The organism is Pseudomonas sp. PB3P13, assembly GCF_054897735.1.
In genome coordinates, this window is record NZ_CM142702.1 from 3,041,637 (window position 1) to 3,058,347 (window position 16,711).

Sequence of the window (16,711 nt, forward strand, 5' to 3'; positions counted from 1 at the left end):
CTGACGCACCGCTATCGCGAGCAGGCTCGCTCCCACAGGTTTCGCGTTTAAACGGTGATGCGCCAAATCCCGAACGGCTGCACAGCCGGGTCAATTCGCATGAACTGGTACTTGCCGTGCCAGGTCCAGCGGTGCCCATTCATCAAATCTTCGCCCTGAGTGCTGGCGTCGTCGGGCAAGCCCATTTCCCATAACGGCAGTTCGAAATTGGCTTCCTGCACGTTGTTCGGATCAAGGTTGATGGCGACCAGGATGAAGTTGCTGCCGTCCTCGCTGCGTTTGCCGAAGTACAGAATGTTGTCGTTCCAGGCGTTGTAGATCGTCAAGCCCAGATGCGTGTGCAACGCCGGGTTCTGCCGACGAATGCGATTGAGCTGAGCGATCTCGGCGATGATGTTGCCAGGCGCATTGAAATCCCTCGGGCGAATCTCGTACTTCTCGGAGTTGAGGTACTCCTCTTTACCCGGCACGGGTGCTGACTCGCACAACTCGAACCCGGAATACATGCCCCACAAACCGGAACCCATGGTCGCCAGCGCCGCACGAATAAGGAAGCCGGGACGGCCGGACTGATGCAGGAACGGCGGGTTGATGTCCGGTGTATTGACGAAAAAGTTTGGACGGTAGCATTCACGCCACGGCGATTCGTTAAGCTGCGCAAGGTAAGTCGACAGCTCGTCCTTGGTGTTGCGCCAAGTGAAGTAGGTGTAACTCTGGGAGTAACCGACTTTGCCCAAACGCGCCATCATCGCCGGGGTGGTGAACGCTTCAGCCAGGAAGATGACTTCCGGGTGCAACGCGCGCACATCGGCAATCAGCCACTGCCAGAACGGCAAGGGCTTGGTGTGCGGATTATCGACGCGAAAAATCTTCACGCCCTCTTCCACCCAACCCACGACAATGTCGCGCAGTTCCACCCAGAGGCTTGGGATCGCGTCGGCGGCGTAGAAGTCGACGTTGACGATGTCCTGATATTTTTTCGGCGGGTTTTCCGCGTATTTGATCGTGCCGTCCGGCCGCCAGTTGAACCAGCCCGGGTGCTGCTTGAGCCACGGGTGATCCTGAGAACACTGAATGGCGAAATCGAGGGCGATTTCCAGGCCGTGCGCGGCAGCGGCCGCCACCAGCCGGCGGAAATCTTCGCGAGTGCCGAGCTGCGGGTGAATCGCCTCGTGACCGCCCTCCTCGCTGCCGATCGCATAAGGGCTGCCCGGATCATCCGGGCCGGCGGTCAGGGAGTTGTTAGGGCCTTTGCGGAAACTGCGGCCGATGGGGTGAATCGGCGGGAAGTACAGCACGTCAAAACCCATGTCCTGGATCATCGGCAGGCGCGCATGCACATCGTTGAATGTGCCATGGCGGGCCGGATCGTCGGTGATCGAGCGCGGAAACAACTCATACCAACTGGCAAACTGCGCGAGGTCGCGCTCGACGTCCACCGGGAATTCCGGGCTGACACTGACGAAGGCCCGATGATCGGCCTGCTCCATCAGATCAGCGCTACGCGTGTGCAAAAACAGCGCGACCTGCTCGGTTTCGAGCAGCGCGGACAGTTGATGATGCAGCGCGGCCAGGTCTTCGCTCAGCTGACCTTCAGTGCGCTCAGCCGCTTGCTGGACGTGATTGCGGCCTTCCTGCAACTCGAGGCTGACGGGGACGGCTGCGAGATGCTTCTTTTCCAGTTCATAGCAGAACGTGGCGAACTGGTCGATCCAGGCTTCGATGCAATAAACGTAGCGGCCCTGTTCAGCCACCTGGAAGCGACCTTCCCAGCCATTATTGCCCAGCTCTTCCATGACTTCGCTTTGCCAGGTTTCATCGCCCTCGGCACGCCAGCGGATGCGCACGGCCAGCTTGTCGTGGCCATCGGCGAACACCTTGCTGGTGACCACGACATCCTGGCCGACCACGGCCTTGACGGCAAACTGCCCGCCATCGAGGATCGGCATAGTGTTTTCAATCGCGATGCGCGGCAACAGTAACGCCTGCGCCAACGGCATGTGCGGGTTATAGCCAGGTTCTGCGATGTTTTCGGCAGTCATCGAGCATCTCTCCGTAACGCCCCATGGACGCTCATTGTCTGATCAGCGTTCTCACGAGGCGGTCTGCCCCGTTATGAACTCGCTTAGGTTCCGAGCTATGGCCTTGAGTAAAAGTTCACGCGGATGTGGGGGAATCAATTCCTTTATCGAGTGGTCAATCGACTTAAGCACGTCTTACGCCATGTGCCACCAGGAGGCCGCAACGATGACCCTTCCCAACCCCGTAGAAACACCCGATCCGAACATCGATGACCCTGTCAATCCCTCGACTCCGCCGACCGAGCCGCAACCGGAGCCCGAGCAGGAACCGCCGGGGACTACACCGCCGCCTCGGGAGGATCCGCCGGATACCCTGCCGCCAGTGGTGGTTGCGGCCCGATAATCTGCATCTCGGTGATCGTTCCCGCTGATGCGGGAACGATCTGTCGCTCAAGGCTTGTCCTCATCCCCATTCCTGTCCAGCATCCGCACGATCTTCGGCATTACGCTGAAAATCGCCAGCGCGAGCAATGTACTCAGTACCGCCGTTGCCTCGCGGCCCAGCCCGGCCGATACGCCGATGGCGGCCGTCATCCATAAACCCGCCGCAGTGGTCAGGCCTTTGACGTGACCCACGTTGCCCTCGGCGTTTTTGAGTATGGTGCCGGCGCCGAGGAAGCCGATACCGGCAATCACACCCTGCAACACGCGGCTCATGGCATCTGCCTGCGAACCGGACATCTGCGGCACAAGCACAAAGAGCGCCGCACCGAGTGCGACCAGCATGTGCGTTCGAACCCCCGCCGCCTTGCCCTTCTGTTCTCGCTCAAAACCCAGAATCCCGCCCAGAATCGCCGCCATCAACAGTCTGACGGTGATTCGTGTCAACTGAGAGGCATCGGTGATGTCAGAGAATTCCGCTTGAAGCGTTACCCAAACTTCGTGCAACCAGGCGTCCATGGAGCCCTCCTCGTCATTATTGGTAGAGCATGGACCGCACCGACCATTAATCAGTTGCACAGAACGATGTCGCCTGGATGCGCCCTAACCCCTTATCAACCGTGAAAAAAAGGACGCCTGACATGACTGTTCGCACCCAGGATCAAACTGTTTTTTTCACCACCGACAACGGCGAAGAAATTCGTCTGGCTGAAGATCTGGTCGTCATCACTGATCCGCACATGCGCATGTCGGCGGTTGACCTTGATGGGAAACGTATCTTCCTGACTGAAGCGCAAGTCGACATGTTGACCGTAGCAGGGGCGAAGGACGGTCGCGAAAACCTGAAAGACACCGACAGTGATTCGGTGGTTTGACGCGTCTCTGGGCGCAAAGCCAGAGCCGATGTCAGCCCCCGCCATGCGGGCGCTTCGATGCGTCGCAGGCTTAACGCCCGCCCCCCAGGTCAACGAACGTCCCGGTGGCATACGACGCCTTGTCCGACAACAGCCAGACGATGGCCTCCGCCACCTCATCGGGACGGCCACCCCGCGCCATCGGGATCGCCGACTCGAGTTTGCTGACCCGATCGGGATCACCGCTCAGGGCGTGGAAGTCGGTGTAGATGTAACCGGGCCGGACGGCATTGACGCGGATGCCTTCCCCGGCCACTTCCTTCGACAGGCCGATGGTGAAGCTGTCCAGCGCCCCCTTTGAGGCCGCGTAATCCACGTATTCATTGGGCGAGCCCAAACGAGCCGCCACCGAGGACACGTTGACGATGCTGCCGCCCTGCCCGCCGTGCTTGGGCGACATGCGCAGGATCGCGTGCTTGGCGCAGAGGATCGGTGCCAGAACGTTGGTCTTGAGGATTTTAAGGATGCGGAACTCGGACATTTCATCAACGCGGGACTTGTGCCCCACAGTGCCGGCGTTGTTCACCAGCGCGGTGACGCGGCCCAGCTCTGCGTCTACACGATGAAACAGGGCGATCACTTCGTCTTCGATGCTGACGTCGGCACGAATGGCGATGGCCTGCGCGCCGAGTGCGCGGACCTGCTCCAGGACATGTTGTGCCGCATCTTCGTCGGACTGGTAATTGATGCAGATTCGGTAGCCCAGCCCCGCAGCCAGCAATGCGGTGGCGGCACCGATGCCACGGCTGCCGCCGGTGATGACGATGACTTTGTCCATGCAGTCTGTTCCCCCATTACACGCCTATGCAGTCGGGGCAAAGGATAACCGCCATCGGTGGTTTTTGCATGACCTGTAGCAGCTGCCGAGCCGGCGAGGCTGCTGCTACAGGAATGGTTCAGCCCGCCGCCAATTGCTCGCCACGAATGATATCGACCATGAAGCGGTCGGCCGGTAGCGGGTGGCCAAGCAGATACCCTTGCAGCGAATCGCAACCCAGTTGCGTCAGAAAGTCCTGCTGAACACCGGTTTCCACACCTTCGGCAACGATGCGCAAACCCAGTGCCTGGCCCAGTGCGACGATGGCGGACACGATGGCTGCGTCGTCGCTGTCGTGCTCCAGATCGCGGACGAAGCCGCGGTCGATCTTCAGCTCGTTGGCCGGCAGGCGTTTAAGGTACATCAGGCTCGAATAACCCGTACCGAAGTCGTCGATGGACAGGTCAACCCCCATCCGCGACAGCTCCTGCAATACCGTCATACTCGCGTCGGCGTCGCTCATGGCGGTGGTTTCGGTGATTTCCAGGGTCAGGCTGTTGGCCGGCAATTGGTGAGTGGCCAGTGCCTTGGCGACACTTTGCACAAGTCCGGCGTGGCAAAACTGCAATGCCGAAAGATTGACCGCGATGCGCCAGTCGGTATAACCAAGGACGTACCAATCGCGCATCTGCCGACACGCTTCGTTGAGCACCCATTCGCCAATCGGAATGATCAGGCCGGTCTTCTCCGCAAGATCGATGAACTTGTCCGGCAGCAACATTCCTTGAGTCGGGTGCGCCCAGCGCAGCAATGCTTCGGCCCCGACCGGGCGACCGTTGCTCGCGTGGAATTTGGGTTGGTAATAAAGGCTGAACTGACGCTGATCCAGCGCCGTGCGCAAATCCTGCAGCAGTTGCAGTTGCTTGCGGGCGTTGCTGTTCATGGACGCATCAAAAAAACTGTAGCCGTTTTTGCCGGCCCCCTTGGCGTGATACATCGCAGCGTCAGCATTCATCAGCAATTCATCGGCAGTCTCGCCGTTGCCTGGATACAGCGCTATCCCGACGCTAGCAGATATCTGCAGATCATGTTCGACCACGCGAAACGACCGTGCAATCAAGCTCACCTGCCGCGCGGCCAAGGCTAATGCGTCATTCGCCTCAGCCAACTGCACCAGCAGGACGAACTCGTCGCCGCCGATTCGCGCCAGTGTATCCGGGCTACGTAAATCCTCTCGTAGACGCAGGCCTACCTCGCGCAACAAATGGTCGCCCATGTGATGGCCAAACGCGTCGTTGACCGGTTTGAACCCGTCGAGGTCAATGAACATCAACGCAAAGCAACCGCCCTGCTCCTGAACCGCCGCCATCGCCTGATGGATGCGATCTGCCAGCAATATGCGATTGGGCAGACCGGTCAGGTTGTCATGCAAGGCCAATTGCGTGAGCTCGCGGTTGGCTTCGGACAGCGAAGAGGCCAGGCTGGCCGTTCTGGCTTCCAGACGGGCGTCCAGGATCGAAGTGAGCAACGCGATGCTCAGTACCGCCAGCGTGGTCACCAGCACCAGGCTGTCGAGGCCTTTCCCGTTTAGACCATTGAGCGCAGCGCCGCAGAAACTGCCGTCCGCAAACCGCGCGGCGGCCATGCCCGTGTAGTGCATACCGACGATGGCGACGCCCATGATCACCGCCGCGCCACCACGGATCAGGCTGACGTAAGGGGAATGTTGGCGCAAACGGAAGGCAATCCACAGTGCCGCGCCGGATGCGCCGACCGCAATCATCAACGAGGCGCTGAACAGCATCGGATCGTAATCGATGCCCGGCTGCATGCGCATCGCAGCCATCCCGGTGTAGTGCATTGCGCTGATGCCGCCGCCCATGACCAGCGCGCCGAAAGCCAGCTGCCAGGCCGGCAATTGCGGTTGACTGACCAGCCACAGGGCGAAGCCGCAGGACAAGACTGCCGTCAGCAGCGACAACGCCGTGAGGGTCACGTCGTAACCCAGCTCGATCGGTAAATCGAAGGCGAGCATGCCGATGAAATGCATCGACCACACACCAATGCCCATGGCGACGGCACCGCCCGCCGTCCAGAAATGCACGGCCCAGCCTTTGGCGGTCGCAATGCGCCCGGTCAAATCGAGCGCGGTATAGGAGGCGAGAATCGCAACGCATAGCGAGACGACAACCAGCGAGGTGGAATAAGTGCCGATGAGCATGGAGGTTCTGTTTCTCGAGAATAACCCGCCGACACGCTTCTATTCTCGGTGGGCAAAGCGCGCGATTGTACTGATTCCCCAACCGAACGCACTGAGAAAATGAGCAAAAGGCCAGCAAGCCGATGAAACGCTTGTTTTAACATTTTACGTCAACCGCGAAACGCCCCAGTCCGTTGCAGCTGCCAAGCCTGCGAGGCTGCGTCCGAGCCGATCAGCGTTTCTCAGGCGCCTGCAGCGCCCCATCCCAGCCGCCGCCCAGTGCTGCGATCAACTGCACGCTGGCGATCAAACGGTTTTGCATCAAGTCCAGCATGTTGCGCTCGTTGTTCAGCGCGGTGGCTTGCACCAGAACAACATCCAGATAAGCGATCAATCCGGCCTTGTACTGGTTCTGCGTCAGGCGCAACGACTCACGCGCCGCGTCGAGAGCCTGCTGGCGCACGGCGGATTCATCTTCCAGCACCTTGAGCTGCACCAGATAATTTTCCACTTCACGAAACCCGTCGAGCACTGTCTGACGATAGGCGGCAACCGTTTCGTCATAGGCGGCCTCGCTGCGGTCGACTTCCGCCGAGCGCTGTCCACCGTCGAACAGGGTCATCGCCAATTGCGGGCCGACCGACCAGAAGCGGTTCGGCACGCTGATCCAGTTGTTGGTCGTGCTGCTGCTGTAGCCGCCGTTCAGGCTCAGCGTGAGGTCCGGATAGTACGCAGCCTTGGCCACGCCAATGTTGGCGTTGGCCGCCATCACCGAGCGCTCGGCGGAGGCAATGTCCGGCCGCCGCTCGAGCAATTGCGAGGGCAGTGCCAGCGGCACGTCCGGCAGCGCCGGAATGTCCGTGGTTTCAGCGAGGCTGAACTCGGCCGGCGGCAACCCGATCAGCACCGCAATGGCATTTTCGAACTGCGCCCGTTGCCAGATCAGATCGACCATCTCGGCTTCGGTACTTTTGAGCTGCGTAGTCGCCTGGGCCACCGCGTCTTTGCCGGACACACCGGCGCGGTACTGGTTTTCGGTCATCTTCAGCGACCGCTGATACGCCTCGACGGTGGCCTGCAGCAAGCGACGCTGTTCATCGATTACGCGCAATTGCAGGTAGTTCTGCACCAGCTCCGATTGCTGGCTCAGGCGCATCGCCGCCAGGTCGGCGAAACTGGCCTGGGCATTCGCGGTGTCGGCTTCCAGGCCCCGGCGCAATTTGCCCCAGACATCGGCTTCCCAACTCACCCCGGCCTGGGCCGTATAGGTGTCGCGAATACCGCTTGAAGAGCTGGTCAGGCTGGAACTGCTGCTACCCGTGCCCTGACTCGAGCGGTTTTTGCCGACGGTCAGATCCACTGTCGGAAAAAACGCGCCGCGCGCACTGCGCACCAAAGCCTGGGCCTGACGATATTGAGCCTCCGACTGCGCAACCGTCTGGTTGGAGCGGTTGAGATGCTCAATCAGCTCATTGAGCTGACGGTCGCCGTACAACTCCCACCACGCGCCACGCGCCAGGGAATCGCCGGGATTGGCCTGACGCCAGCCGGCCGCTTCTTTGTACTGCATCGGCGCAGCGGCCGGCGGACGTTGGTAATCCGGGCCGATGGCACAGGCACTGAGCAGCGCCACGCAAAGCGCAAGGCTCAGTAAACGCGAGCCTCGTACGGTGATCAGCGATGCAGGAACACGGGTGAGCGAACGGTCAGTCATAACGGAGTTTCCAAAGCAGCATCGGTACGCACCCCACGCCAGTGGTTGAAACGATGGCGCAGTTTATCGAGATAGAGGTAAACCACCGGGGTGGTGTAAAGGGTCAGCACCTGACTGAACACCAGACCGCCGATAATGGTCAGGCCCAGTGGCTGGCGCATTTCTGCACCTTCGGCACGGCCGAGCAACAGCGGCAAGGCGCCCAGAATGGCCGCCAGCGTGGTCATCAGAATCGGCCGCAGGCGCTGCAGGCAGGCACTGCGAATGGATACCAGCGGCGCCAGGCCTTGATGCCGCTCCAGTTGCAAGGCGAGGTCGATCATCAAAATGGCGTTCTTCTTCACCACGCCAATCAGCAGGAACAGCCCCAGCAACGAGATCAGGCTGAACTCCCCGCCCAGCACATAGATGGACAACAACGCGCCGACCCCGGCCGACGGCAAGGTCGAAAGGATGGTCAGCGGATGAATATAACTTTCATACAGCACGCCCAGTACCAGATACACCGCCACCAGCGCCCCCAGAATCATCCACGGCTGGCTCTTTTGCGTTGCGGCAAATGCGTCGGCAGTGCCGGACATTTTCGCGATGACCCCTTCCGGCAAGCCAACCCGGGCGATGGCCCGCTCGATGGCAGCGGTGCCCTGCTCCACCGTGACGCCTTCGGCCATGTCGAAAGCAATGCTTTCGGAGGCAAACTGGCCTTCGTGACTGACTCGATCATCGGCCAGGCTGTTTTCGTAATGGGCAATCGTCGACAACGGAATTCGCGCACCATCGGCAGTGATCACCTTCACCTGATTAAGGGTGACGGGATCCTGCGCGTACTTCGGATTGACCTCCATGACCACCTGATACTGGTTGAGGCTGTCGTAAATTGTCGAGATTTGCCGCTGGCTATAGGCGTTGTTCAAGACCGAGGTCACCCTGTTCATGTCGACGCCCAAACGCTTGGCCTGATCACGGTCGACAATCAGCGTGACCTGTTGCGCGCCGCGCCCCTCGCGCGCATCAATCGCGGTCAGCTCCGGCAGCGCCTTGAGCGCCGTCACCACTTTTGGGTACCACTCGCGCAACAGGCTCAAATCACCGCTTTGCAGAATGTAGGAATATTGCGAAGTCGTCTGTTCGCGCCCGCCGCCAAATTGCAGGTCCTGGTCGGCCATCAGCATCAGCTGCGCCCCCGCCACTTTGGGCATGTCCTTGCGCAGTTGCTCGATGACCTTTTGCGCATTGATGCCGCGCTCCTTGATCGGCTTCAAACGCACGAGCATGAAAGCGTTATTGGTGCCGTTGCTGCCACCAATGAACCCCGCGACGCTCTCCACCGCAGGATTCTTCAGCACCTCGCGGCGGAAGATTTCCATTTTCGGCTGCATGACGGTAAACGACAGGCCATCGTCACCGCGTACAAACCCGATCAGTTGACCGGTATCCTGTTGCGGCATAAATGTTTTTGGAACAACGATATACAGCGCGATATTCACGCCGATTGTCACGATCAGACTGAGTAATGTCAGACGCCGATGACGCAACACCCAATCGAGGCTGGTGGCGTATTTGCCGACCATCCAGTCGTTGGTACGCTGACTCCAGCGTTGCAAATGGTTTTCCTGGCCTGGCGTGTGGGGCTTCAGCCAGCGCGCGCAGAGCATCGGCGTCAGGGTCAGCGAGACCACCAGCGAGACAATGATGGAAGCTGCCAGGGTGATCGAAAACTCACGGAACAGGCTTTCGACGATGCCGCCCATGAACAGGATGGAGAGGAACACCGCCACCAGCGACACGTTCATTGAAAGCAGGGTAAAGCCGACTTCCTCCGCCCCCAGATATGCCGCCTTCATCGGTGGCACACCCTGGTCGATGTGCCGGGAAATGTTCTCCAGCACCACGATGGCATCGTCAACCACCAGCCCGGTCGCCAGAATCAGCGCCATCAGCGACAGGTTGTTCAGCGAAAATCCGTAGAGGTACATCACCGCAAAGGTGCCGACCAGCGACACCGGCACCGCCAATGTCGGAATCAGCGACGCACGGAAATTACCAAGAAACAGGTACACCACCAGAATCACCAGTGCCACGGCAATCAGCAGGGTCATCTCCGCTTCATGCAACGTGGCCTTGATGACCGGCGAACGGTCCATTGCCAGGTTAAGCTTCACACTGGCCGGCAACACCGCTTGCAATGCCGGCAACTGCGCCTTGATTTCATTGACCGTCTCGATGATGTTGGCACCCGCCTGGCGGTTAATCACCAACAGCACCGCGGCATCGTTATTAAAGAATCCGCTGTTGTAGCGGTCCTCGACACCGTCGCTGACCTTGGCCACGTCCTTGAGGCGTAGCGCGGCACCGTCGGCGTAGTGAATGATCAGCGACTCGTAATCCTTGGCCTTTTCCAGCTGATCGTTGGCCTGCACCTGCCACAGACGCTCGCCGTCTTCTACAGAACCTTTGGGCCTGCGCACGTTGGCATTGGCGATGGTAGTGCGCACGTCGTCCAGCGCCACACCGTACTGGTTCAGCGCTTGCGGTTCGAGTTCGATGCGCACCGCCGGCAACGAGCTGCCGCCGATCTGCACTTCACCCACGCCCTGCACCTGGGACAGGCTCTGCGACAGGATGGTCGAGGCCAAATCGTAGAGCTGACCCTTTTCCAGAACATCCGAGGTCAGCGACAGCACCATGATCGGCGCCTGGGACGGATTGACCTTCTTGTAGGTGGGCATGCTGCGCATTCCGCTGGGCAGCAGGTTACGTGAAGCGTTGATCGCCGCCTGCACTTCCCGCGCGGCACCGTTGATGTCGCGGTCGAGGTCGAACTGCAAGATCACCCGGGTCGAGCCCTGGCTTGAGCGGCTGCTCATCGTGTTGACGCCGGCGATGGCGCCAAAGGATCGCTCCAGCGGCGTTGCCACGGTCGACGCCATGACCTCGGGACTGGCGCCGGGCAAACTGGCCTGCACCACGATCACCGGAAAATCCATCTGCGGCAGCGGCGACACCGGCAACAACCCGAAGCTCACGCCACCCAGCAGCATGATTGCCAGGCTCAGCAGCATGGTGGCGACCGGGCGTTTGATGAACGGTCCGGACAGATTCATGGCTGCTCAACCACGGCCGCCGCCTCGGACTTGCGCCCCCAACGGCGGCCAAGACGATCGAAGTACAGATAAATCACCGGCGTGGTAAACAACGTCAGCACCTGACTCAGCAGCAGGCCGCCAACCATCACCAGACCCAGCGGCTGACGCAACTCCGCGCCGGAGCCCGTGGCCAGCATCAGCGGAATCGCACCGAACAATGCCGCAAGCGTGGTCATCAGGATTGGCCGGAACCGCAAGAGTGCCGCCTGATAGATCGCTGTCTCCGGGTCCAGGCCCTGATTGCGCTCGGCGTCGAGGGCGAAGTCGATCATCATGATCGCGTTCTTCTTGACGATACCGATCAGCAAGATGATGCCGATGATCGCGATCATCCCCAGGTCATTGCCGCTCAACAGCAACGCCAGCAAGGCTCCAACCGCGGCTGAGGGCAAGGTCGAGAGAATGGTGATCGGGTGAATGTAGCTCTCGTACAGCACGCCAAGCACGATGTACATGGTCACCACGGCAGCCAGAATCAGCAGCAAGGTGCTCGACAGCGAGGCCTGAAATGCCTCGGCCGCGCCCTGAAACTGGGTCTGCACGCCAATCGGCATGCCGATGTCCTGCTGCACCTGCTCGATGATCTTCACTGCATGCCCCAGCGCCACGCCGGGCGCCAGGTTGAAGGACATCATCACCGCCGGGAACTGGCCAATGTGGGTGATCGCCAGTTGCGCCTGCCGCTCTTCAATGCGCGCCAGGCTGGACAGGCGAACCTGCCCACCGTCGGTGGTCTTGACGTGAATCTGATTCAGCGCATCCGGGCCGATTTTCTCGCCCGATTGCGATTGCAGAACCACCCGGTACTGGCTTGCCTGGGTGTAGATGGTGGAAATCTGCCGCTGACCGAACGCGTCGTACAGCGCATCGGTAATGTTCGACACCGATACGCCAACCCGGGACGCCGCATCGCGGTCGATGACCAGATAAACCTGCAGGCCTTTGTCCTGCAGGTCACTGGCAACATCGGTCAGCTCCGACCGTTGAGCCAAAGCTTCGACCAGACGACCGCTCCACAGGCTGAGCAACTCCGAATCCGGCGACGACATGCTGAATTGATACTGGGTGCGGCTGACGCGGTCTTCGATGGTCAGGTCCTGCACCGGCTGCATGAACAGGCGAATGCCAGGCAGTTTGTCCAGTTCGGGCTGCAGACGGCCGATCACTTGCGTCGCGCTCAAGTCGCGAGCGCTGTGAGGCTTGAGGTTGATCAGCAGCCGGCCGCTGTTGAGCGTCGAGTTGTCGCCGTCCACACCGATGTAGGACGACAGGCTTTCAACTGCAGGGTCCGCCAGAATCACTTTCGCAAGACCCTGTTGACGCTCGCTCATCGCCGCAAACGAAATCGACTGCGGCGCCTCGGAAATACCCTGGATCACTCCGGTGTCCTGCACCGGGAAAAAGCCTTTGGGGACGACCATGTACAGGAACACGGTCAGCGCCATCGTGCCCACGGCTACCAGCAGCGTCAGGGGCTGGTGCTTGAGAACCCACGTTAACTTACGGCCGTAAGCCGCTATCATCCAATCAATTGTTGCACCGCTGGCCCGATAGAAGCGGCCCTGTTCTTCCTCCTTCGGTTCACGTTTGAGCAGCCGTGCGCACATCATCGGCGTGAGGGTCAGCGACACCACCAGCGAGATCAGAATGGCCACCGCCAGGGTGATCGCGAACTCACGGAACAGGCGCCCTACCACATCGGCCATGAACAACAGCGGGATCAATACCGCGATCAGCGACAGGGTCAGGGAAATCAGGGTAAAGCCGATCTGTTTGGCGCCCTTGAGCGCCGCATTCATCGGGCTGTCGCCCTCCTCGATAAAGCGCGAGATGTTCTCCAGCATCACGATGGCATCGTCGACCACGAAACCGGTGGCGATGGTCAAGGCCATGAGGGTCAGGTTGTTGACCGAGAAGCCGGCGAGGTACATCACGCCGAAGGTGCCGATCAACGACAGCGGCACGGCCACCGAAGGAATAATTGTGGCACTGAAACGCCGCAGGAACAGAAACGTGACCATGACCACCAGCGCGATGGCGATCAGCAATTCGTGCTGCACGTCGGTGACCGAGGCGCGGATAGTCTGGGTGCGGTCGGTGAGTACGGTGACATCAAGACCCGCGGGCAGGTTGTCAGTGATGCTCGGCAGCAACGCTTTGATGCGGTCGACCACTTCGATGACATTCGCGCCGGGCTGACGCTGGATGTTCAACAGCACTGCCTGGTTTTCGTTGGCCCACGCGGCCAGACGCTCGTTCTCGGCGCCGTCGACGATTTCTGCGACGTCCTTGAGCCGCAACGGTGCGCCATTGGCATACGCCAGGATCAGGTTGGCGTAATCCTTGGGCGAAGTCAGTTGATCGTTGGCGTCGAGCATCGATACGCGTGTCGGGCCGTCAAAGTTACCTTTTGGCTGGTTGACATTGGACGCGCCGATCAGCGTGCGCACATCGGACAGGTTCAGGCCGTTGGCGGCGAGCGCTTCCGGGTTGACCTTGATTCGCACCGCCTGACGCTGGCCGCCGGCGATACTGACCATGCCGACGCCGCTGATCTGGGCAATTTTCTGCGCCATGCGCGTATCGACCAGATCATTGAGTTTGGGCAGCAACATCGTTTTCGACGTGATGGCCAGGGTCAGCACCGGTGTGTCCGCCGGGTTGACCTTGTTGTACACCGGCGGCGCTGGCAAATCGTCAGGCAGCAAATTGGTCGCAGCGTTGATCGCCGCTTGCACCTGCTGCTCGGCGACGTCCATGTTGATGTCGAGGCTGAACCGCAGGGTCAGCACCGAGGCGCCGCCGGAACTGGTCGAAGCCATCTGGGTCAGGCCGGGCATCTGCCCGAACTGGCGCTCGAGCGGCGCGGTGACTGCACTGGTCATCACGTCCGGACTGGCGCCGGGGTACATCGTCATCACGCGGATGGTCGGGTAGTCGACCTGGGGCAACGCCGAGACTGGCAGCAGTCGGTAGGCGATCACACCGGCCAGAATAATGGCCAGCATGCTCAGGGTCGTTGCAACCGGACGCAGGATGAACAGCCGCGAGATGTTCATGCGCCGCCCTTTTTCGCCTTGTCGGAGACGCTTGCATCAGGCGCGCTGGCGGCCGATTTACCCTGCAAGTGTTCGGTCGGGGTGGTCGGCACGTCCTTGCTGTCATTGACCACTTCCACTTCGCTGCCTTCCTTCAGGCGATCGGTGCCTTCCAGCACCACGCGATCACCGGCGGCCAGACCTTCGGTCACCACCGTGTGCTCACCATCGCTGGCACCGACTTTCAACGCACGGATGGTGACCTTCTTGTCGCCGTCCAGCGCATAGACAAAAGTACCGTTGGTGCCGAACTGGATCGCGGCAGAAGGCGCCAGGATCACGTCTTTCAGTGTGTCGGCCAACAGGTGAACGTTGACGAACTGATTGGGAAACAGGGCCTGATCGCGGTTGTCGTAACGGGCCTTGAATTTCAGGGTGCCGGTGGTCACGTCGATCTGGTTGTCGAGGCTTTGCAGCACACCGGTGGCCTGAATTCTGGTGTCGCCACGGTCCCAGGCTTCGGCCGGGAGTTTGGCGCCGGTGCGATAACGGGCCAGCACCACATCCAGGCTGTTTTCCGGCAATGTGAAAGCAACGCTGATCGGTTGTGTCTGGGTGATGATCGCCAGCGCGGTCGTGTCGTTGGCTGCGACCAGATTGCCGACGTCGAGTTGACGCAGGCCAACGCGGCCGGCGATCGGCGCACGTATCTTGGTGAACTCGAGATTGAGCCTGGCATCGTTGACCGCTGCCTGATTGGTTTTCACAGTGCCTTGATACTGGCCCACCAGTGCTTCGGCGGTGTCGAGCGTCTGCTTGGCGATACTGTCTTCGCGGAAAAGGCCGCGGTAGCGCTCAACATCAACCTGAGCATTTTTCAACTGTGCCTGATTCTGCAGCAAGGTGCCTTCGGCCTGGAGCAAAGCGTTCTGGTAAGGACGTGGGTCGATTTCGGCCAGCAGATCGCCCGCCTTGACCATCTGTCCCTCCTCGAATGACACCTTCACCAATTCACCGCCGACCCGGCTGCGCACATTAATGGTGTTCAACGCCGTCACGGTGCCCAGCGCCTTGTAATAAAGCGGGAAGTCGCCCTTCACCGCCGGCGCCACGCGCACCGGAATCGGTCCCGCCGCACCGCCAAACCCTGGGCGCATGCCACCCGCCCGACCGGTTTGTCCGGCCGCTGCTTTCTGCCCCGCCACTTCTTTTGGCGCAGCGCCGCCCGGCCAGAACTTCCAGCACAGCACCGCGACAACCAGCAGGACAAGCAGGCCGAATAGCCAGCGACGAGAATGACGGGGAGAGGATTGCATTGAATGATCAACCATTGGGCGCGTGGGCTTCTTTTACGGGAGGCTGAACGATAAGCACTGGAGCAACTTAAGCAAAGCGCCTTTACCGGCAATTTACCTTCGGCTTACGTAACAGGAAATTTATCTAAAGCACTGAAGCACAAATGAAAACGGCCTGGCGGAGGGCCAGGCCGTTAACAATTGTAATGGTTTGATTATTTCAGAACGGCCAGAGCCGCTTCGTAGTTCGGCTCTTCAGCGATTTCCTTGACCAGTTCGCTGTGCAGCACGTTGTCATTCTCGTCCAGTACTACAACGGCACGGGCGGTCAGGCCTTTCAAAGGACCATCGGCAATCGCCACGCCGTAGCTTTCGATGAACTCGGCACCGCGCAGGGTTGAAAGGTTCTGCACGTTGTCCAGACCTTCTGCGCCGCAGAAACGGGCCTGAGCGAATGGCAGATCGGCGGAGATACACAGTACGACAGTGTTGGCCAGTTCGTTGGCCTGGGCGTTGAACTTGCGTACCGAGGTCGCGCAGGTCGGGGTGTCGACGCTTGGGAAAATGTTCAGCACTTTGCGTTTGCCGGCGAAGCTCGCCAGGGTCACGTCGGACAGATTACCGGCTACCAGGGAAAAGGCTGGCGCCTTGGAACCGGCTTGTGGCAATTGGCCGTTGACTTGAACCGGATTGCCTTTGAGAGTGACTTGAGCCATGAACGGAGTCCTTCTGAACGTTGATATGGAAATTCGACGAGGCAGAAGTTAACCATGAAAAGGGCCGCAGACCTACGCCCGGATACAAAATGCCGTAGTTCGCCCTCGGTCCTATGCCTGGCAATAACTCGAATCAATCCCCGCTGGTGCACCCCACGTTAACTGCTAACTTCAGTAGAGCGCGCCACTACGCTTGCCTGGATCAACGTCACTTTGGCAACCAGGAATTTCGATATGCACGGTGCAATTCGGGCGGCGGGCTACAGCTTGATGACTCTGTTCGTCAGCTGCCGGGTGGGCGCCGAAGACGTCGCAAGCAGTGCAAAGACCCACTTCAGCGCGACTGCGCAGGAAGCACGGGCGATCGCCAGGCAAGCACCTTTGCCGACGGACAATGGAAAATGCCGGTGCTCGAACTCGCCGGACAATGACAGGCAAGCGGTCGATGAGGTTACTTGATGGGTCAGAA

At 60.1% G+C, this 16,711-nt stretch carries 12 protein-coding genes; 3 read left to right on the plus strand and 9 right to left on the minus strand.

Annotation, left to right across the window (positions count from 1 at the left end):
• Positions 1-47 precede the first annotated feature (47 nt).
• On the minus strand, positions 48-2,042 hold the full coding sequence (locus ACYZT1_RS13995; RefSeq protein WP_462015313.1) for an alpha-1,4-glucan--maltose-1-phosphate maltosyltransferase: 1,995 nt from the start codon (positions 2,040-2,042) through the stop codon (positions 48-50).
• 205 nt (positions 2,043-2,247) lie between these two features.
• On the opposite strand from ACYZT1_RS13995, the gene ACYZT1_RS14000 reads away from it, so the two are divergent.
• On the plus strand, positions 2,248-2,424 hold the full coding sequence (locus ACYZT1_RS14000) for a hypothetical protein (RefSeq protein ID WP_462015314.1): 177 nt from the start codon (positions 2,248-2,250) through the stop codon (positions 2,422-2,424).
• Between the two features lie 47 nt (positions 2,425-2,471).
• Here the strand turns inward: ACYZT1_RS14000 and ACYZT1_RS14005 are convergent, their stop codons facing one another.
• Entirely contained in the window at positions 2,472-2,981 is a 510-nt protein-coding gene (locus ACYZT1_RS14005; protein ID WP_462015315.1) for an MgtC/SapB family protein, read from the minus strand.
• A 122-nt stretch (positions 2,982-3,103) separates the two neighbouring features.
• On the opposite strand from ACYZT1_RS14005, the gene ACYZT1_RS14010 reads away from it, so the two are divergent.
• Positions 3,104-3,337, plus strand: a complete 234-nt coding sequence (locus ACYZT1_RS14010; protein ID WP_462015316.1) for a DUF3203 family protein — start codon at positions 3,104-3,106, stop codon at positions 3,335-3,337.
• A 70-nt stretch (positions 3,338-3,407) separates the two neighbouring features.
• Here ACYZT1_RS14010 and ACYZT1_RS14015 read toward each other — a convergent pair whose 3' ends face one another.
• The 7 genes from ACYZT1_RS14015 to tpx all read right to left on the minus strand — a co-directional run bounded on the left by ACYZT1_RS14015 (position 3,408) and on the right by tpx (position 16,242).
• Positions 3,408-4,154, minus strand: coding sequence for an SDR family oxidoreductase (locus tag ACYZT1_RS14015; protein WP_462015317.1), 747 nt, complete (start codon positions 4,152-4,154; stop codon positions 3,408-3,410).
• Positions 4,155-4,272: 118 nt separating this feature from the next.
• Complete coding sequence (locus tag ACYZT1_RS14020) at positions 4,273-6,354, minus strand: putative bifunctional diguanylate cyclase/phosphodiesterase (RefSeq protein WP_462015318.1); 2,082 nt, start codon at positions 6,352-6,354, stop codon at positions 4,273-4,275.
• Between the two features lie 211 nt (positions 6,355-6,565).
• Positions 6,566-8,047 (minus strand): efflux transporter outer membrane subunit, encoded by a 1,482-nt coding sequence (locus ACYZT1_RS14025; protein WP_462015319.1) that lies wholly within the window; start codon positions 8,045-8,047, stop codon positions 6,566-6,568.
• The gene (locus tag ACYZT1_RS14030; protein ID WP_462015320.1) at positions 8,044-11,151 is read right to left on the minus strand and encodes an efflux RND transporter permease subunit; all 3,108 of its coding nucleotides are present in this window, start codon (positions 11,149-11,151) and stop codon (positions 8,044-8,046) included. The genes ACYZT1_RS14025 and ACYZT1_RS14030 overlap by 4 nt, the downstream gene beginning before the upstream one ends.
• The gene (locus tag ACYZT1_RS14035; protein WP_462015321.1) at positions 11,148-14,252 is read right to left on the minus strand and encodes an MdtB/MuxB family multidrug efflux RND transporter permease subunit; all 3,105 of its coding nucleotides are present in this window, start codon (positions 14,250-14,252) and stop codon (positions 11,148-11,150) included. The genes ACYZT1_RS14030 and ACYZT1_RS14035 overlap by 4 nt, the downstream gene beginning before the upstream one ends.
• Entirely contained in the window at positions 14,249-15,562 is a 1,314-nt protein-coding gene (locus ACYZT1_RS14040; protein ID WP_462015322.1) for an MdtA/MuxA family multidrug efflux RND transporter periplasmic adaptor subunit, read from the minus strand. The genes ACYZT1_RS14035 and ACYZT1_RS14040 overlap by 4 nt, the downstream gene beginning before the upstream one ends.
• A gap of 179 nt (positions 15,563-15,741) precedes the next feature.
• Complete coding sequence (gene tpx / locus ACYZT1_RS14045) at positions 15,742-16,242, minus strand: thiol peroxidase (RefSeq protein ID WP_462015323.1); 501 nt, start codon at positions 16,240-16,242, stop codon at positions 15,742-15,744.
• Between the two features lie 234 nt (positions 16,243-16,476).
• Between tpx and ACYZT1_RS14050 the strand changes: the two genes are divergently transcribed.
• Positions 16,477-16,701, plus strand: a complete 225-nt coding sequence (locus ACYZT1_RS14050) for a hypothetical protein (protein ID WP_462015324.1) — start codon at positions 16,477-16,479, stop codon at positions 16,699-16,701.
• Positions 16,702-16,711 lie beyond the last annotated feature (10 nt).